This is a genomic window from Desulfovibrio gilichinskyi (assembly GCF_900177375.1).
In the GTDB taxonomy this organism is placed as follows: domain Bacteria; phylum Desulfobacterota; class Desulfovibrionia; order Desulfovibrionales; family Desulfovibrionaceae; genus Maridesulfovibrio; species Maridesulfovibrio gilichinskyi.
Genome location: NZ_FWZU01000001.1, coordinates 174537 through 193136 on the forward strand (window position 1 = coordinate 174537; position 18600 = coordinate 193136).

Annotated in this window: 20 protein-coding genes; 17 read left to right on the top strand and 3 right to left on the bottom strand. The window is 40.9% G+C overall.

From position 1 onward, the window contains the following. Positions 1 to 12 precede the first annotated feature (12 nt). The 3 genes from B9N78_RS00780 to B9N78_RS00790 all read left to right on the top strand — a co-directional run bounded on the left by B9N78_RS00780 (position 13) and on the right by B9N78_RS00790 (position 1714). Positions 13 to 981 (top strand): major capsid protein, encoded by a 969-nt coding sequence (locus tag B9N78_RS00780; RefSeq protein WP_085096925.1) that lies wholly within the window; start codon positions 13 to 15, stop codon positions 979 to 981. Positions 982 to 1030: 49 nt separating this feature from the next. Next, positions 1031 to 1423, top strand: a complete 393-nt coding sequence (locus tag B9N78_RS00785; protein WP_085096928.1) for a Bbp16 family capsid cement protein — start codon at positions 1031 to 1033, stop codon at positions 1421 to 1423. A 63-nt stretch (positions 1424 to 1486) separates the two neighbouring features. Continuing rightward, on the top strand, positions 1487 to 1714 hold the full coding sequence (locus tag B9N78_RS00790; RefSeq protein ID WP_085096931.1) for a hypothetical protein: 228 nt from the start codon (positions 1487 to 1489) through the stop codon (positions 1712 to 1714). 90 nt (positions 1715 to 1804) lie between these two features. Here B9N78_RS00790 and B9N78_RS00795 read toward each other — a convergent pair whose 3' ends face one another. Next, on the bottom strand, positions 1805 to 3355 hold the full coding sequence (locus B9N78_RS00795; protein WP_085096934.1) for a methyl-accepting chemotaxis protein: 1551 nt from the start codon (positions 3353 to 3355) through the stop codon (positions 1805 to 1807). 302 nt (positions 3356 to 3657) lie between these two features. On the opposite strand from B9N78_RS00795, the gene B9N78_RS00800 reads away from it, so the two are divergent. The 13 genes from B9N78_RS00800 (at position 3658) to B9N78_RS00860 (ending at position 16309) form a co-directional block, all read left to right on the top strand. After that, positions 3658 to 4209: a hypothetical protein gene (locus B9N78_RS00800; protein WP_085096937.1), complete on the top strand. Its 552-nt coding sequence runs from the start codon at positions 3658 to 3660 to the stop codon at positions 4207 to 4209. Between the two features lie 38 nt (positions 4210 to 4247). After that, positions 4248 to 4628: a hypothetical protein gene (locus B9N78_RS00805; protein ID WP_245805430.1), complete on the top strand. Its 381-nt coding sequence runs from the start codon at positions 4248 to 4250 to the stop codon at positions 4626 to 4628. A gap of 248 nt (positions 4629 to 4876) precedes the next feature. Further along, entirely contained in the window at positions 4877 to 5011 is a 135-nt protein-coding gene (locus B9N78_RS18420) for a hypothetical protein (protein WP_281248158.1), read from the top strand. 160 nt (positions 5012 to 5171) lie between these two features. Then, positions 5172 to 5765, top strand: coding sequence for a phage connector family protein (locus B9N78_RS00815; protein WP_085096944.1), 594 nt, complete (start codon positions 5172 to 5174; stop codon positions 5763 to 5765). A 2-nt stretch (positions 5766 to 5767) separates the two neighbouring features. Next, positions 5768 to 7861 (top strand): phage tail protein, encoded by a 2094-nt coding sequence (locus tag B9N78_RS00820; protein WP_085096946.1) that lies wholly within the window; start codon positions 5768 to 5770, stop codon positions 7859 to 7861. Further along, positions 7858 to 8364 (top strand): hypothetical protein, encoded by a 507-nt coding sequence (locus tag B9N78_RS00825; RefSeq protein WP_085096948.1) that lies wholly within the window; start codon positions 7858 to 7860, stop codon positions 8362 to 8364. Before B9N78_RS00820 ends, B9N78_RS00825 begins: the two co-directional genes overlap by 4 nt. After that, complete coding sequence (locus B9N78_RS00830; RefSeq protein ID WP_085096951.1) at positions 8364 to 9017, top strand: hypothetical protein; 654 nt, start codon at positions 8364 to 8366, stop codon at positions 9015 to 9017. Before B9N78_RS00825 ends, B9N78_RS00830 begins: the two co-directional genes overlap by 1 nt. Positions 9018 to 9186: 169 nt before the next feature. After that, a complete protein-coding gene (locus B9N78_RS00835; protein ID WP_085096953.1) occupies positions 9187 to 12606 on the top strand; it encodes a LamG-like jellyroll fold domain-containing protein in 3420 nt (1139 codons plus the stop codon). After that, positions 12606 to 12830, top strand: coding sequence for a hypothetical protein (locus B9N78_RS00840; protein WP_085096955.1), 225 nt, complete (start codon positions 12606 to 12608; stop codon positions 12828 to 12830). The genes B9N78_RS00835 and B9N78_RS00840 overlap by 1 nt, the downstream gene beginning before the upstream one ends. A 171-nt stretch (positions 12831 to 13001) precedes the next feature. Continuing rightward, positions 13002 to 14180 carry an aminotransferase class I/II-fold pyridoxal phosphate-dependent enzyme gene (locus B9N78_RS00845; protein ID WP_085096958.1) on the top strand — a complete coding sequence of 393 codons (1179 nt, stop codon included), beginning with the start codon at positions 13002 to 13004 and terminating at the stop codon, positions 14178 to 14180. Then, positions 14177 to 14776 (top strand): hypothetical protein, encoded by a 600-nt coding sequence (locus B9N78_RS00850; RefSeq protein WP_085096961.1) that lies wholly within the window; start codon positions 14177 to 14179, stop codon positions 14774 to 14776. The genes B9N78_RS00845 and B9N78_RS00850 overlap by 4 nt, the downstream gene beginning before the upstream one ends. Before the next feature lie 4 nt (positions 14777 to 14780). Further along, positions 14781 to 15533 carry a methyltransferase domain-containing protein gene (locus tag B9N78_RS00855; protein WP_085096964.1) on the top strand — a complete coding sequence of 251 codons (753 nt, stop codon included), beginning with the start codon at positions 14781 to 14783 and terminating at the stop codon, positions 15531 to 15533. A gap of 95 nt (positions 15534 to 15628) precedes the next feature. Then, a complete protein-coding gene (locus B9N78_RS00860) occupies positions 15629 to 16309 on the top strand; it encodes a CBS and ACT domain-containing protein (protein WP_085096967.1) in 681 nt (226 codons plus the stop codon). A gap of 206 nt (positions 16310 to 16515) precedes the next feature. Here B9N78_RS00860 and B9N78_RS00865 read toward each other — a convergent pair whose 3' ends face one another. Beyond that, a complete protein-coding gene (locus B9N78_RS00865) occupies positions 16516 to 16932 on the bottom strand; it encodes a hypothetical protein (RefSeq protein ID WP_085096970.1) in 417 nt (138 codons plus the stop codon). Then, positions 16932 to 17219, bottom strand: a complete 288-nt coding sequence (locus B9N78_RS00870) for a hypothetical protein (RefSeq protein WP_085096973.1) — start codon at positions 17217 to 17219, stop codon at positions 16932 to 16934. The genes B9N78_RS00865 and B9N78_RS00870 overlap by 1 nt, the downstream gene beginning before the upstream one ends. Before the next feature lie 219 nt (positions 17220 to 17438). Here B9N78_RS00870 and B9N78_RS00875 point away from each other — a divergent pair, with 219 nt between their 5' ends. Then, on the top strand, positions 17439 to 18593 hold the full coding sequence (locus B9N78_RS00875) for an ATP-binding response regulator (RefSeq protein WP_085096975.1): 1155 nt from the start codon (positions 17439 to 17441) through the stop codon (positions 18591 to 18593). Positions 18594 to 18600 lie beyond the last annotated feature (7 nt).

Genomic DNA, 18600 nt, shown 5'->3' on the forward strand with positions numbered 1-18600 from the left:
AGGAGATTTTTTATGGGAACTCTTGGTAACAACGCTCTTACTCTTGCAGAATGGTCTAAACGTGTCGATCCTAGCGGTGATGTCGCTGCTGTTGTTGAAACACTTTCACAGACAAACGAGATTCTTGAAGATGCCGCATGGGTTGAAGGTAACCTGCCGACAGGTCATAGAACCACCGTCCGCACTGATTTGCCGACAGTAAGCTGGCGTAAACTCAACTACGGTATCAAGCCCAGTAAATCGCGCACAAAGCAGGTTGATGATACCTGCGGAATGCTGGAATCTTATGCGGAAATGGATAAAGCGTTGTCTGAGCTTAACGGGCATACTTCAACCTTCCGTGTTTCAGAAGAGCGTGCGTTCCTTGAAGCAATGAATCAGGAATTTGCTGATACTTTTGTTTACGGTGATACTGCACTTGAACCTGAAAAATATTTGGGTCTTTCGCCTCGTTTCAGCAGCCTCGAACATGAGAATGTAGTCAATTTCGGTGGAACTGGGAATAATTGTACATCTATTTGGATTGTCTGCTGGTCAGATCAGACTGTGCATTTCACTTTCCCTAAAGGAAGCACTGGCGGCTTGACTCATAAAGATCTTGGTGAAGTTACTTTGGAAGACGCAAACGGCGGTAAATATCAGGGACTTCGTACCCATTTTAAATGGACGCCAGGTCTTGTTGTCCGTGATTGGCGTTATGTAATGCGTATTGCTTCCATCGATACCACCAATTTCGGCACAGAATCTTTGCGTCATGCCCTGATTCAGGCTTTGAACAAAATACCCAACACAAACATGGGTAAAACGGTAATTTATTGTAATCAAACCATCAAAACTCAGCTTGATATTGAAGCCTCCGACAAAAATAACGTCATGCTTAAAACTGAAAACTGGGAAGGTAAGCCTGTAACAACCTTCTGGGGATGCCCGATTCGCAGGGTTGATTCCATTCTCAATACTGAGTCTGCAATCACTGCTTAATTATTGATTCGGCCATGTTTTAAACAGATCTAATTTAAAGGAGACTAATATGTATTTGGATAAAGAGCTTTGTTTTTGTGAAAAGCAATCAATTGTCGGAAACGCAATTTCTGAAAATGTTATCTATGTCGGTGAAGATTGCGGTAGCGGAAATACTGTTAAACTTAAAGTTTTTGTGGACGGTGAAGCTTGTGCGGGACTCACAGATCTAAGAGTGGCGTTGCAGGGTTCTGAGGATGATTCTTTCGGATTGTATGATACCATTTTTGAATCAGGCGCAATTCCTGTTGCCAGCCTGACTAAAGGGTATAATTTCCCGTTGCCGTCTCTGCCTGTGAAGCACAAAGCGTTTGTAAGATTGTCTTTGACCGTTGGCGGAAGTGATGCAACTGCCGGAAAAATAAGCGGTTATGTGATCATTGATGATCAGACCAACGTTTAGCTGTAAGGAATTATTTTGAAATATATTTGTAAACAGAATTGTTATGTACGGAACTCGCAAGGCGTGTTTCAACGTTTTAACCGTGGAGATAGTGCTGATTTTGAGGAAAATGTTGCGGTGGTTGAGCATTTTGAAGAAGCAGATTGCGGTTTCAATGAATCTGGTGAAGGTAAGATTAAGAGTGAAAGAGAGGATCTTCTTGATACTCTTAAAAATCTCGGAGCGGCTTTTTCGCCTAAAGACAGTATGCCTAAATTACGTAAAATTTTAAAGGAGGCTGAATCTGAGTAAAATTAAAACTAAATAACTTATTTGTAACCACGGCTAATTCATATCTGACCTGCCCCCCGGAATTAATTCCGGGGGGCTTCATTTACTTTATTATTGCATGTCGTTAATGATTGTTTTCAGTTCATCTGCCATTTTTGCAAGGTCACTGACAGCAATAGCTGATTCCTGCATGGAGTTGGCATTTTCCTCAGCAGAATTTGCAATATGTTCTGTTGATGAAGAAATTTCATCACTTGCTGCCGATTGTTCTTCCGCAGCCGCGGCTATACTGCGGACATTGTCGGCTGTTTGATCAACAAGTTTAACAATTTCTTTAAGTATTTTTTCAGATATTTCTGCCAGTTTTTTATTCTCATTAATTTCCAGCGCAGTTTTTTCTGATGAGGTCATACTTTTTTGAGTACTCTGCTGAATGTTGTTAATGGCGGAAGTTACTTCATTGGTTGCTTGCATTGTCTTTTCCGCTAATTTGCGAACTTCGTCAGCGACAACAGCAAAACCTCTACCTGCTTCACCTGCACGGGCTGCTTCAATGGCAGCATTAAGTGCTAGAAGATTAGTTTGATCTGCGATGTCATTAATTACATTTATGACGCTTCCGATACTCTCCACTTGTTCACCCAAAACATGCATTTCATTTTTAAGGTGCAAAGCATTTTCATATACATTTGAAATCAAAAGAGTTGATTGGCCTACGGCATTTTCACCTTCAAGAGCTTTCTTCTTAGCAGAATCTGCTAGTTCGGCCGCATTTCCGGCTCCTCTTGCTACTTCAATAACAGTTTCATTCATTTGTTCAATGGCAACTGAAACTTCACGGGTGCTGTTTCGCTGAGCAGTTGAAGTTGCAGAGGATTGTTCTATCTGTGCTGAAAGTTCTTCAGTAGCAGATGCGAGTCTGTCGGATATTTCAGTTGCATGCATTGCTGATTTGGCTACTTTTTCATTATGTGCACTAAGTTGTGCTTCTTTTTCTTTCAGGTCTGTCATGTCAATGTACAGACAGAAACCACCTATACATTTTTGGTTTATATCGTACAGTGGATATACATTTGCCAGAACGTGGCGAACTCCACCTTTGTGACCGGTGATACTTACTTCAAGGTTTTTGAATATTTTGCCTGTTTGGATGGACTGCCCGACTGCTGATTTACGTGTAGGGTCGTTGTAGAATATTTCTGAAAGGGTTTTCCCATATTGACTTTTTGGCGTGCTATTAATTTCAACCATGTCCATACAAGCCTGGTTGGTGAACATGGTGCGTTCTTTGGTGTCAACAAGCAGAAACGGAGTAGGCAACCCTTCAATAATACCTTTTTTCATGCCGGCTTCGCGCAGAAAAGCTTCTGAGAGATTTTTTATTGCCGGCCATAAAATATTGTCATCTGAAATTGGTTCTACTGGAGATGTCAACTTATTGTCATCTGCCAGAGCATTTGCAAAGTCTGCTACAGAATCAATATATATTATTTGTTTTTGCAGAATAAAGGCGACTGAAAGCATAACTATAACGGCGACAAGCGCAATCCCTGTCATACAGAACATATTCCCAATATCTAAGATCAATGCCAAAGCCGTCATTAGAATAATAAGTCCTGTACCGATAAAGAGGATTAAGTGCCCCTTTTTAATCATATTCATAAAAACCTCTCATTATAGAATACATAGCACGATATTTTTTCGTGTTTTGTTACATACTGCTATATTATTATCATGTAAAGCTTTGTGATTATTTGTGTAATTTTGTCTGTTTGTTCCAATGGTTATGTGGTTGTATGTATATTTTATAGTTTTTTTTTTATAATTTCACCACCCGGACCTGACTCGGCTTATTCATGTCCGCCCTGCCCTATATCCTATGCTTATTCAGTTAAGGATAGCTTAATTAAATTCAGAACAGGTCTGTGTTTAATCCGGCTATCAGAAAATAAGCAGAGGTCTTTATGATTTATCCAGGCGGATACAAATTACGAGAAAAAGAAGGCAAGGACATCCCCATTAACGTTCGGTTGTATAAAAACTCAATACCACCGGAAGATATTCTGGAAATGATGTACGATGTGGTACCGAATTCCATTCTCGAAGGGCCGGAAGAAATGGACAGCCCCTATTATGCTCTTAATGATTTTCCTGCCCATGAACGCATGTATCCAAGCATGATGTCCCCAGAACGCAAGGCTTTATTTGAACGTAAATTAAGGGAAATAGAATACGAAAAGAAATATTTAAAGGAAACACAGCGCAAACTTCACGCAAAATTTATTATTGAAAATCCAGATCTGCCTCTTGTTAAAGACTTGATTAAAACACAATATGGGCAAGAATTGCTTGCCGAAGTTACTAAAGATCAGCCGCGACAGTCGGAAACTGGCACGGGTGCGAATATTCATGATGAACAGCAAAGAGATGCTGTCGATGTTTCAGTCATGGAAGCATATCAGACTAAAACGTTTACGATCCCGCAATCGGAAGATTCATCACACCCGATCCGTTAGGATTCGCTGGCGGAGACGTAGATGTTTACGGGGATTGTTTGGATGATCCTATTAATTTTCATGATCGGACGGGGCTTGCCACAGCACGACGATCCGCTCCATATGTAGAAAAAGGGTTGGATAAGGTTAGTAAGATTGCTAAGCGAGGAATAGCTACAGCTAAAGACGCTTATAACGAAGCTGATGTAACAGTACGTAATTTTACATCAAATAAAAAATATGAAGTAAATCTAAATGATATTACAGATGGAGCAACAAGTTTTGTTGACGGATTACCTCCATCAAATGGACCAATAAATGGTCCAGTTACCGCTTTTTTTGGTACGAAGCTAGCCGTTAAAAATGCTAAAGAAGCTTATAAAGAAATAAAAAACAAAATTGATGAATCAAAAACAAAAAAGAATATTAAAGGGAAATAAAGGGGACTATCCTTTAGTAATGAGGATAATTGCAGTTGCCTACGGTTTATTTACTATGTGTGGGGCATGGCCAAATGAACTACCTTACTATTATAAAGGGCATGAAATAGGCCTTTGGGGGAAGTGGGCGATGTTTGCCTTTGGGCTACTAATTTTTTGGTGCGGTATTTTTTACAAACGCCCTATGGGGGGGAAAGCATTTCACTAAACTTGAAGAATCTATTTGTCCTAAATGCCAACAAGTGTTTATGCCTAAAAAAGCACCTGAAGACCAAATGTGCCACAAGTGCAACTGTTCTCTTGAACAACTTGAAGGATTTTATAAAAGGCATCCAGAATTAAAAGAAGCTGAAATTGATACCTCAATAAAAGAGACCAAATAGTAATTTATTATCAGCCCCGACTTCGGTCGGGGCTTTTTTTTATTAAAATTTCACCTCCGGACATGACTCGGCTTATTCATGTCCGGCCTGCCTTTTATCCTGACTTTGTAAGGGATTCATTCATTTGAATTGTAACCATAACAAAGACAGGAGAATTTACGTGGCAATTTCAGAAGTTAAGATTTGTAACCTTGCGCTTAGAAAACTTGGTGCAAGGCTCATTGAGTCGCTTAGTGACAGCTCGCAGGAAGCGGTCACTTGCAATCTTTTTTATGAGCAGGTGCGTGACGCGGTTCTTCGTGATCACCCGTGGAATTTTGCGGCATCCCGGTGCAGGCTTGCAAAGCTTGCGCAAGCTCCGGCATTTGGTTTTTCATTTCAATATCAGGTTCCGGTGGATTGTATTCACTTGCGCCAGCTTAATCGTTCTGATGACGAATTTGTTGTTGAAGGTGATAAAATCCTCACTAATGTGGATAGTGCTTTTGCCATTTACACCGGCAAAGTGACTAATCCGGTCTTATTTGATTCATCGTTTGTAATGGCTTTTGCCGCACGTCTCGCGGCAGAAATAGCTGATGACATTACAGGTTCATCTACTAAGGCCAGAGAAATGTGGACGCTTTATCTTAATGCAATGCAGTCCGCCAGATTGGCAGATTCTGCCGAAGGGCGTGAGGATGAAATTTTGAATGACCCGTGGCTTGAGGCCCGCGGAATAAGCGGTATTGATTCGCCGGTGTGGAGGGCTTAGTTGTGTCAGTTTCATTAATAATGACCAACTTCAGCGCAGGTGAACTTTCACCTCGTCTCGGTGGTAGGGTTGATCTCGCAAAATATTCAAACGGACTTTCTGTTCTTGAAAATATGTACACTCATCCGCATGGAGGAGCATCGCGTCGAACCGGATTTCGTTTTATTCGAGAAATTGTCGGGCGTGATTTAATGCCGAAAAACAGTTTGAATTCCGCAACAGGCTGGACTGTCGGTGCCGGGTGGACTGTTGCAGGCGGTTCTGCAACTTGCGGTGGAACCCAAAAAGGAGCGTCTGTTCTAAGTCGGGAAGTAGGGTTAATCGCAGGGCGCACGTATGAATTTGGATTTAAAATTTCAAATTATACTGGTGGCTCCGTGCAAATTGTTTCTGCTGGTGCTGGAGTTAGCGAGTCCGCTTCTGCTAGCGGGGAATTTGTATCTCGTCTTGAAGCTGGAGATTCTGGACTAATCAGTATTAGCGCAGATGCCGATTTCAAAGGGCAAATTGATTCTGTTTATGTGCGGCAAATAGGGCCGAAAGCTCGATTAATTCCCTTCGAATTCTCCACAGAGCAGGCATATGTTCTTGAGTTTACCGATAAAAATATCAGAATTTATAAAGACGGCGGTATTGTTGTAGGTGCAGATGGTGAACCTGTTGAGGTTCCGACTCCATACACTGAGAATGATTTAGCGAAGATTCGTTTTACCCAGTCTGCTGACGTTATGTATTTGGTACACCCTGAGGTGCAACCTTATAAACTATCCAGAACATCTCATGTCGACTGGACTGTAAAACTTGTTCCTTTCTCTTCCCCTCCATCTGAGTGGAATAGTACTAAAGGTTTTCCTTCATGCGTTACGTTTTTTGAAGAACGTCTGTGCTTTGCCGCAAGTCCTGCGAATCCGCAAACTATCTGGATGAGTAAGAGCGGTTCATATGAGGATTTCGGCGTGTCATCTCCGATTGTGGATGATGATGCCTGTACTTACACACTCTCCGCGGATCAGGTTAATGCGATTCGCTGGATGGTCAGTTCCAAGAAACTTATTATGGGAACATCTGGCGGAGAATGGTGGCTTGCAGGAGGTGGAAGTTCGGATTCTGTAACTCCGAATTCTGTAATTGTCCGGCGTGAAACGACTCACGGTTCAGCATCTATTCCCCCGGTAGTTGTCGGCGGCATCATGGTTTTTCTGCAGAGAGAAGGAAAAACAATCCGTGAACTTTCATATTCATTTGAAGCTGACGGTTACGTCGCGCCGGATCTGACAATTCTGGCTGAGCATATGACCCGTTCCAACACAATTACCGAGTGGGCATACCAACAATCACCTGATTCCATAATCTGGATGATTCGTGATGACGGTGTCCTTTTAGGACTCACATATCAACGCGAGCAGGAAGTTGTGGGGTTCCACAGGCATGTAACCGCAGGAAAGTTTCGCTCAGCGTGCGTAATTCCCGGTATTTCGCAGGAGGAATTGTGGTGCGTGGTTACGCGTGAGATTAACGGTGTAACACGCAGCTACGTGGAACGAATGGAAGAGCAGTTTAATGGTGACGATTCTGTGGGAGCATTCTTTGTAGATTCAGGTTTAAGCTACAATCAGGATGCTCTTGATACTGTGTTTACGGGGCTTGAGCACCTTGAAGGGATGAAAGTTTCTATCTTGGCTGATGGGGCTGTTCGCCCTGATGTTGTGGTTAAAAACGGGTGTATTACGCTGGCTTCTCCGGCAAAGGTCGTCCACGCGGGGCTTCAATATACATCAAATTTGAAAACCTTGCGTATCGAGGGCGGATCTATGAACGGAACAGCACAGGGGAGTATGAAAAGGATTTCTCACGTAACTGTGCGTTTATTTCAGTCTCTCGGATTGCAGGTCGGTTACGATAAAGACAATCTTGAACGTGCGCCTTTCCGAACTTCTGCTGATAAAGTAGGCGGTCCCCCATCACTGTTTAATGGTGATTATGAAGTTAAATTCAACCGTGGTTATGATCGTGACGGGCAGATTTATATCAGACAGGATCAACCATTGCCACTTAGCGTATTGGCTCTTATTCCTCAAGTCTCGGTGTATTCATGAGTAGAAAATCTACAGCCTCAAAATTAGCTCTCGGAGTTCCTACGGTACAAGATATTGAATTTGTAGCAGAGAATATTCGGCAGAGCGACAGGCAGGATATTTCAGGTCTATGGCCGGATATGGCTATTTTTGAGGTTATAATGAGGGACGTTGAGAAATCAAAACTTGTTTACGGTCTTTATCTTGAAGATGTTCCCTATGCTGTATTCGGCGTAGTTCCCGCAGCTGTCTCAGGAGTCGGAACTCCATGGGTAGTAGGAGCAAAGAGTGTTGATAGGAATGCGTTGCCGTTTGTAAGGGCATCATTACCTCTTATAGAAATGTTGCAAAAATTTTTTCCCGTCTTTGATACATTTGTATGCACTCAAAACTCTAAAAGTATTCATTGGCATAAATGGTGCGGGTTTAAATTTAATGATGAAAAGCTGAAAATTGGTCGTGATTTTTATTACCGGGCAACTAGAATTGCAAACGTGAAATTAAATAAACAGGGAGATAAATAATGGCAACAGGAACAATGATAGCTGTCGGCTCTATGGCGGCAAGTGTTGTCGGTGGAGCTCTTAGCGGTAGTGGCGGAGGTGGCGGGGGAACAGCTGCTGCTCAAAGTGCAGGCTCTGGAACTTGGGGAGGGTTTGATGCAAGCGCCGGAATAGGCATGATGACTGATTTCGGAAAATCGGTTTTTAACAGTAGTAATGCTCAAAGCGAAGCAGCATATAATTCACAGATGGCTGAATTGCAAAGAACTAATAATATTCAGCGTGGAGTGTATAGCCGCGACAGTAATTATAAGGAAGCACAGCTTGTCAGGCAGGATGCAGAAATAAAATTAGCGACTTTGCGTCGTGAGTTATACCGTCGTGAACATTCGCTAAGCGGATATAAAGGTGTGCGGCTTGATTCAGGATCAATTGTGGATGTCAAAGAAGATACAATCAGACAAGCACGATATGATGCTGAAATCGTGAAATACCAGGCGGACATTTCGGCAAGTAGATATGGTGATCAAGGAAATATGTCAGTGTGGTCTGCAACCAACAATGCTGCCCTTGATAAAAATCAATCTGATCATGAGTATGGGAATAAAGTTGATAGTATCGGGGCTTCGCTTCTAGATAAAGCAACCGATCATATTACCACCTTGATTGGCTGATAATTTTATTAATTTTCGTAGGTTTTAAAATGCGGACAAATTCTAATGAGTTTGTCCGCATTTTTTTGCCCCCGGACCTGAGTCGGCTGTTTCATGTCCGGACTTCAAAATAGACTGAAAGTATAAGGCAGTGGTTTTATATATCAGTAACTTTTTGAGGAGAAACTTTATGACAGTGGTTTCAAGCAGTAACAACATCACTTTTGCTGGTGACGGTGTTCAAACGTTGTTTGATTTTAATTTCAAGATTTTCAAAGAAGAGGATCTTGCGGCAGTTGTTCGCGACAGTTCCGGGGTTGAAAGAGAACTGGCTGTAAGCAGTGACTTCAAACTCATATCAGAAACTGGAAATGACTCAGGCGGCAGGGTTATGTACCCTGTTTCCGGATTTCCATTGCAACAAGGTGACAGCATAACTTTTTACAGGGAAATTGCTTATTCTCAAGAACTTGAACTTGTAGATAATGATCCTTTTTCTGCAGGATTGCTCAACGAAGCTTTTGATCGAGGTGTTATGCGTGATCAGCAGTTACAGGAACAGGTTGCACGAGCATTAAAATACGATATTTCAACTCCGCAAGAAGATCAGCTTATGCCGCAAGAATTTATGCGTAATATAATTGCGGCTCGTGATGCTTCCGCCACTTCCCGTGCTGGCGCAGAATCGGCTTGTAGCAAATCCGAGGTCGCACAACTTGCAGCTGAATACGCAAAATCAGGAGCCGAAAACGCGCAGGCCGCAGCCGAATATGCTAAAAGTGAAGCAGAAGCTATAGCATGGGACGGTATTGAACATCTTCGCAGTCGTACGCCGGTCCTTTCCGGACCGCAAAGTGCGAATGAAGGAACTACCGTAGAAGTAGGTATCGTTGGTTACGTGGAGGATTCTTTAGCCAGTTATGATCTTGATGTTTCGGAGTTCGGATCGGCTGTGCTTGTTGGGTCTGTTATTAAATGGACTTTAGGAAACGTGGATGTAGATACCGAACATTCTCTGAAAGTAGTGAAGCGCAGGCGCGGGGAAATTTATTCTGAAACTGCTAATTATCGTATTTTAGTTAAGAATGTTTTGATTAATGACGGCCCGACAATGGTTTTTGCGAATGATTCTAAGGGGTGGCCCGGCGCGGCTATTGACGCTGAGAATATACAACCTCCAGCCTTTTCTGTCGGTGCAGTTAATGAAAAACAGATTGTCAGCGGTAAAATGGAAGTTGAGGTGACGAGCGGACAAAAAACGGTTTTAGACGGAACAACTGGTACTTTTCTTAAAGTTCTTGAAGAGCTTTATGCAGGTATGCTTTTAGTCACTGACAAGGGCAATGTGTTCGTTGAAAGTGTAGAGTCGTCAACAGTATCTTCAGCCGATATAGTAGATCTTCTTGATGATGGATCATGCATTGCCCTTTACAATTTTAACGGGGCATTAAACGGTTCGGGGAAGGCTGCAAGTTCTATAGTTCCAAAAAGTTCTGTTAGCTACATTACAGGAAAAGTTGGTCAAGCTGTGTCTATAAATAATGGAACAGCTCCATGTAATGTACCAGTTGATGATATCCAACACGCTGGCGTGTCTGTGTGGACTAACCCTTCTTTAAATAGTCATACGAGCGGAAGTTATCGAATCATGTGGTTGATGATGGGGGGAATTTGCGGTGTCGATTTTGGTCGTGGCTCTGTAACTATTTTTGGTCAAAATGTGGCTCTGGATACCTCCGCATGGAAAAATCTAAACAAGTTTATCAATATATGTATAACTTCAGACGGTAAAAATGGATATTTATATATTGATAAAACGCTCGTAAAGACAATCACTAATATAAGTCTTACCGGATCAGGAGCTTTAACTGATTTGGCACACGGAGCCAATGATGCTCAATCTATGGATCAACTGAGAGTATTTAACAGAACATTAACTCAAGATGATGTTGATAAGATTTATGAAGAAGGGCAAAAAGCTTATTCCTGCATAATTAATCTTCCTGCCGCTCCGGCAAAAGTATTTAAAAACCCATTACAGGGTGAGACTTTAGTTGTCAGCACACGTTCTACCGCAACGAGTCTTGAAACCAATCAGCTAGTTAAAGAAGGTGAAAGTCTTTTCTTAGACGGGGTTGAGGGTGTTGCAGGAGCTACCAGTGGCGAACTTGGGGAGTATCCTAATAAACCATATACGTCTGAGTTAGGGACTCCTATAGAGTCCGCAAATGTTACAGGCTGGATTTCAGCTAATGCCTTTGATGGGGATATTGCCAATCGTTGGGCAGGTTTAAGCACTGCCGCAGATCTTGCAATAAATGGTTCATGGATTGGGTGGAAGTTTAAGGAACCTATTTCTTTAGAAGAGTATAGCTTAACTCCATTAGCTGATCCTAGAAATTTAGGGGCTACTATTAATCTACGAGCTTCAAATGACGGAGTAACTTGGACAACAATACAAACAGACAATTCAGTTTATGCAGAACATAGCTACCCTGTAGCATCAACCGACAAATTCACTCATTGGGCTGTGTCTAACAATACGAAACTTGATTATTACATGAACGTACTTGAATTGGCTTTTAAGAAAAGAGGCAACTTTTCGGTAGATATAACTTCTTTCGGCTTGACCACGCCCCCCCAATATGCCTCACGAAAGATAGAAAATATTTTTGCAATTGGGGTGGGTAATGCCAACGAGTATATAGGCCCGGAAATTGTGGTGGAACAGGGTGAGGGGTCTACAGCATCTAAGCTCGTTTTAACTTCCGCCGGATCAATAGCCGCAAAAATATTTGTTGAAGGCGGACTGAATAATAATATTTTATGTGATGGACAGGATGTTGCGGTTGCAAGCGTTAGTGAAGAAATCGTGGATGGTATAAGCCCGGTTAAGCAGATAATACCAGACATGACGGGTGAAACCACAGACGGATGTACTATAACCGCAAGTAGATCTGATTACGGTCCAGCTTATGCCTGCTGGAAGGTTGGTAAAGCTAATCAACCTTCAAACTCAGATTATTGGCAGGCAAATGGATATCCAACTGATCTAGTTATTGCATTTGATTCACCTAAAACGATTAGTAAATATTCCTTAATATCAGCCTTTTCATATGTTCAAAACTCGCAAACTTGGGCTTTGTACAAAGGGGCTTCCTTAACAGGTCCGTGGACTTTGTTACATCAACAGGCGGCTGCTTTTACGTGGTCATCCACTGGAGGTGGGACACAGACACTAAACTTTGATCTAGGTGCGTCACACACGGCTAACTACTTCAAACTTAACTGCGGTAATACTGCACAGCATGGATATTCAGGGCTTGGGCGAGTTCGTTTATTTGGTACTGAATCAAAAAAAATGACTAAAACAATCGTTAATCTGGAAACACCACTGGACAAGGTTCCAGCTAAAGTCGCAATTCCAGACTGTTATAGCTTAACACCTGCAGGCTATATCTCTGAACTCTCTGACGGTAAACTTAAGCTAACTGTGGATAAAATAGAGTTCCCTAATAATGCTAATCTCAAGCAGCTTGCAATGTCTGTACGGTCACCGGAAGATATGCGCTTTACTGACGGTAAAATTTATATTCAGGAGAAACCATAATGAGCAAAGTAGTACATAAAGTTGAACAACAGAGCGGTGTTTCAATTCACCGCGAAATTCCGGAAATGCGAGGTTCAAAAGATTTTGATACCAGCCAAATAAGCGAAAGGACTCGTGCTGCATGGAAAAAAGTCTGCGTTGATGGAAACGCGACTGTTGAAGATTACAAGCATGTGTTTGCTTCCATTATGGGCAGCAGCGTCGTCGAAAATATTTTGAAATAATACAATAACTTCAGATTACGGGACACTTATTTAAGTGTCCCGTTTTTTTATGATAAAAACGGGGTTGCCATTCTGCGCTATGAAATATATTTTTCTTTTCCCGGTTCGTTTTTTTTAAGTGAGTCAACATATTTCATACCACTCATCCGAGTAAGCGGAGTTCGGTTTTATATGATATCAAAATGGTTTAACTTATCTATTGAGACAAAGCTTGCTGAACTTGAAGAAGCTTCTCTTCTCAGGAAGATTCCTTCCGTTGATAACGGAGCGGAGAAAGAGCTTTCCTTTAAAGGACGTAAACTTTTGAACCTTGCCTCTAACGATTATCTCGGACTTGCCTGTGATGATCGTCTCAAATCTGCTTCTATTCAAGCAATACGTGATTATGGAACGGGGGCTGCCGCTTCACGTTTGGTAACCGGTAATTTTAAATTGTACGAAACTTTGGAGCAGGAATTCGCACAGTTCAAGGAGCAGGATGAGGCTATGCTTTTTTCCTCTGGGTATGCCGCGAATCTGGCGATCATAGACTCATTTGCTGACCGTCAAACAGTCGTCTTCTCAGATAAGCTTAATCATGCCAGCATTCTAGACGGGATTAAAATGTCAGGAGCCAAGCACGCTCGTTATCAGCATAATGATATTGAACATTTAAAAAAACGTCTTGAATCGTTTAAAGATTCATTAGCTAAAATTTTAATTACTGATACCATTTTCAGCATGGACGGTGACCTTGCCCATATTGAGGAAATCGCTCAAATTTGCAAATTCTATAACGTGATGCTTGTAGTTGATGAAGCCCACGCTGAGGGTGTATTCGGTGAGGGGAAAGGACTTTGCTTTGAACGCAAGGTTTCAGCTCTTGTTGATTTACATATGGGAGCTTTTTCAAAAGCATTCGGCTCGCATGGCGGGATGGTTTCAGGGAATTCTGATTTAATATCTTTTCTCAGAAATAAAGGGCGTTCGTTTGTTTTTTCAACAGCTCTTCCCCCTGCTGTTGTCGGGGCCAATCTCGCTTCACTTCGATTGGTTTCGGCAGATCCTTCTATGGGGGAAAGAGTTCTTGAGAATAGTCGTGATTTGAAAAAATTTCTTGAAAGCGAAGGTTTTGATTGCGGGAACTCTGAAAGCCAGATTGTTCCGGTTATTTTAGGGTCAAATGCACTGGCATTGCAGGCTCAGGCTTTTCTTCTGGAAGAGGGTATTTATACTGCGGCAATCCGCCCTCCGACGGTTCCTATGAATACTGCACGCCTCAGACTTTCACTCCGCGCAGATTTAACCAAAGCCGACATTGAAAAAGTTAAGTATGCTTTTGTCGCCCTTAGAAAAGAGATTTTATCGTGAGTTTAACTTTTATCGGCGGATGGGCAACAGCAAAAGAGCAATATCCTGCTTTAGCCGAATCGGGTGATTTCTTAATTCCTTTCGTAGGTTTCAGTCCGGAAGAGCTGCCTGATTATCTTACCGGGGGTAAAATCATTGTAGGATGGTCCACAGGGGCGCATATTTTATTGAAAGAATGTTCCCATTTATTTTCTATGTATGATCAGGTGATTTTAATAGCTCCGTTTTTGTCTTTTATCGATTCCTTTCCGGAAAGAATCTTAAGGCGTATGATTGCAGGCTTACATAAGAATCCGACTACAGTTGTAAATTCTTTTCATAATAATTGTGGTGAGGAATCAGATCTTTCTTTGGTCAGAGAGAATGTCAATGCGCTTATAGAAGGACTTGAATATCTTATCTGTTCTCGAATCGACTTTGCAGAAGGTCCTTTTTCAGCGAATTTAATACTTGTCCATGGGAATAATGATAAAATTGTCAAAGAGTCAGCTTTTGATTCTGTTGTGAAGATTCTTCCACAAGCGAAGATTTATAAATCTGAAAGTGGGCATAAAATACCTGAAAGTGAAATAATAAATTTGATTAAGGGGCTTTAAGAGCGTGAAAAAGAGGATTAAGCAATGTTTCAGCAAGGCCGCAGCCTGCTATGGTGACGCGGCATCTGTTCAAAAGAAAGTGGCTTTTCAATGCGCTCAGTATTGCCCTGAAGGACAGTTTAAAAAAGTTTTAGATGTGGGCTCAGGTGTGGGGTTTCTCTTTAGTGAGCTGAAAGATCGAATTGTATTTGATTCTTATGTATCGCTGGATCTGGTACACTCAATGCTCATGGAACAGAAAAAATTATCAGTACCGTTATTAGTCGCGGCGGATGGTGAAAATATCCCTTTACGAGAAGAACAATTTGATTTGCTTGTTAGTTCTTCTGCTATGCAATGGTATTCAAATCCAGAAGAATCCATCCCTGAAAGTTTTAAAATGTTGAAGCGGGGCGGACGGTTTGCCATCGCTATTTTTGTCAAAGGAACGCTTTGCGAGCTTGCAGATATCAGTTTAAAAACGGGGTTCGGGTCTGTAAAGAATTTAAAAGATGCTGAATTTTATATGGATGTTATTTCCGGCATTTCAAATATCAGGGTCAGTTTTAGTAGAGCTCGGCACGAAGTATATTTTCCTTCAGTTGTAGATTTTTTACGGAATCATAAACGAACTGGCGCAGTCGCCTCAAGCGGGAGTATTTCATGGGGAAAATCGAAATATTTACATTTTATTGAAGAATATGAAAAATTTTACGGTGGAGAGCAGGGGATAAGAGCTTCATACGAAGTTCTATTTGCTTCGGGGGAAGCTTTTTAGCAGTAACGAGTCGTATGTTGTTTCTTTTTGACTTTTAGACTGCTTCGGATGAGTATTCATCAAGTTTTGGATTAATGAATTTTTAGGAGTTATATATGCTAGTAGGGGATTGGATGACCAAAGAGGTTTTAACCCTCGTTCCTGGTGCGCCCATAGAGAGCGCCGTTGAAATGATGAGAGAAGTCGGAATCAGGCAGATTCCGGTTACTGAAGCCTCCGGCCTTGTTGTTGGAATAGTTTCAGACAGGGATATCCGTGATGCGATGCCTTCAAAGTATTTAGCCGGAGATAGAGCTTCTATTGAAGGTGAAGGGTTGAAGGGGCTTAAGATTAAAGATATTATGACTCATGATCCTTTTGTTGTTGCTCCTGATACGTGCATGGAAGTTGCAGCCGGTATTCTGCTTGATAATAAAATTGGAGGGCTTCCGGTTGTTGATGAGTTCGGACTTGTCGGGATTATCACCGAAGTTGATATCTATAAATTTTTGACAACAGTAACCGGCGTTAATCGCGGTAGTTCTCAATTTGCTTTTTTGCTGGAAGATTCAGCTTTAGCTCTGGAAGACGTTTTGAGTGACTTGTGGGCAAGAGGTGTCAGGCTTTCGACTGTTATTACCTCTTATGAAGGGGTTGAGCACGGGCGCAGGCAGGTCTTTATCTGGGTTCAGCGACTTGACGATGCGACAGTAGATTCTTTAGTTGTGCATTTGAAAAAAACGTATGATTTAAGATACTACGTGCATAAAGGTGAGACATTTAAAATTGAGTTTTAATGTTTTATGTTTAAAGTTTTTTGCAAAGCCGATCTTTCCTAAGGTCGGCTTTGTTTTTTATAATACTGGGAAAAAAGACTTATTGGTAATCTGCTTTGATGGGTAGTTTTATGATAAAACAAGTGAACTTTTCTACATAATCTACAGATGATTACCGTTATGCAGATAAAATAGTTTTTTTAGTATACGAGTATGAACTGAAAAAATTACAATTTTAATTTTAATTTTTGAGCTTCTTCATAGGTTTGCACATTTATCATATTTAAGGTCAGCAGTGCTGATAATAGGTTCATGTTCTTTTCATTTGCAAATTGTGAAGCTGCTGAATACTGGTTAGGGTCTATGTTTTGTTTTTTCTCAAGCCATGTTTTTAAATCTTGTGTAGCTGATTTTTTTGTCGGTTCTTCTATTTCTGGAGATTGCTCTATTGCATCTCTCTTTAATTCTTCAAGTTTTCGTTTAAGATCGCGTCTTTGTGTTCTAAGATCTTCTTGCTCAGAATAAAGTAATTTCTCTTTTTCAACCAGTAATTCATTTTTTATATCAAAGTTGCCGGAAATTTTTTTACATAATGATATTGTAATCAGAGTTGCGAATATGAGAAATACGGTGGTAATAATCATCAAAATGACATCTTATAATCGCTTGGTGTAAGCGGTTTTTCATCTTTAATATCAGCTTTATCGTCAATTATATACTTGGGTTCTGTTATGGAAGATTCAGTTTTGTTAATTTCATCTTCAAGTAAGGATATTTCATATTTTAAACGATCCATGGATCTGGTCATGTGAGCTTTTTTTAATTCGAAAGCCTTTTTCCGTTGATCATATTTCGCTGTACGTCCAGCATATACAGAGTAGCAAGTGAAAGCATAAATTATGGTGGCAATAAGAATTATAAGCAGTTCCATTCGGTGTATCCTTACAGGTAATAAACTTTGTGAAGGATAGAACATATGCCTTAAATTTACAAGGATTAATTGTTTTTAACTTGTCAGAATACAGGCCATATTAAATAGTTTTTTTAATAGTAAATCCTGATATTTTGCAACAAACCATTTAAATTTTGTATGAAGTGAGTTATAAAATATGAAAGACTAAAAATATCATTGTTGTTTATGAGGTTTAGGATGACGGACACAGAGCTATTTACTGATGACGAACTTCTTTTCACAGGGGAAGAAGTTGAAGAACGTCCTGTTAAAAAGGTGAAGCCGTGGCGCGTCCTGATTGTTGATGATGAACCGGATATACATACGATGACCCAAATGGTCCTTGGGGATTTTTCCTTTGAGAGTCGCAAGCTTGAATTCATCAGTGCTTTTACCGGGGAAGACTCTTTAAATATCTTAAAAAAAGATTTCGAAATAGCAGTTGTTCTTTTAGATGTTGTAATGGAAACAAGTACCGCCGGGTTGGACGTAGCCAGACGTATACGGACTTTTGTAAACAATCCTTTTGTAAGAATAATTTTAAGAACCGGGCAACCTGGTGTCGCACCTGAGCATAAGGTTATTACTGAACTTGATATCAATGACTACTGGCAGAAAGCAGAACTTACCTCGCAGCGTTTAACAACTTCGGTTACAACTGCTTTGAGATCATATCGCGATTTATGTAAGATTGAGCAAAACCGTGTAAGCCTTGCACAACTTGCAATGTCTGTAGCGCATCAGATCAGAAACAGAACAATGACCATCACCGGTTTTGCTAATCTGGCTACACGTAAACTTGAGCAAGGGTCTGAAATCATAAAATATTTAGACACTATCTCTGAGGAGTCAGGAAGACTTGAAGAAGTTGTGGATAGTGTCTCCGACTATGCTTCCATTAATAATTGTGACCATCAGAATTCTGAAATTTTTCCGCTTCTGGAAGAGGTTGTCGTTGATATTAAAAAATATGCAGCCAGCCTTAATAAAAATATAGAATTTAATATCATACTTAAACATGCTGTAATAGACGGTCGCCCAGATCTGTTTAAAAAAGCGATTAAAGAATTGCTTAAGAATGCGGTTTCATTCAGTGATGAATCTTCACCTCAAGTGGAACTTGTTATTCAGGTTGATTCAGAATTGTGTCATATCAAAATTACCGACAACGGGTCAGGAATTGCGGATGTGGACCTTCCATATATTTATGATCCTTTTTTTACTAAACGACCTGACTCTGTGGGGATGGGCTTAAGCATTGTTCGCAGGATTATAGACGGTTATAATTGGACTCTCGAATTTTCGAAGACTGATGATCAGCAGACCGTTTTTTCTTTGATAATACCTATTTGACTTATAC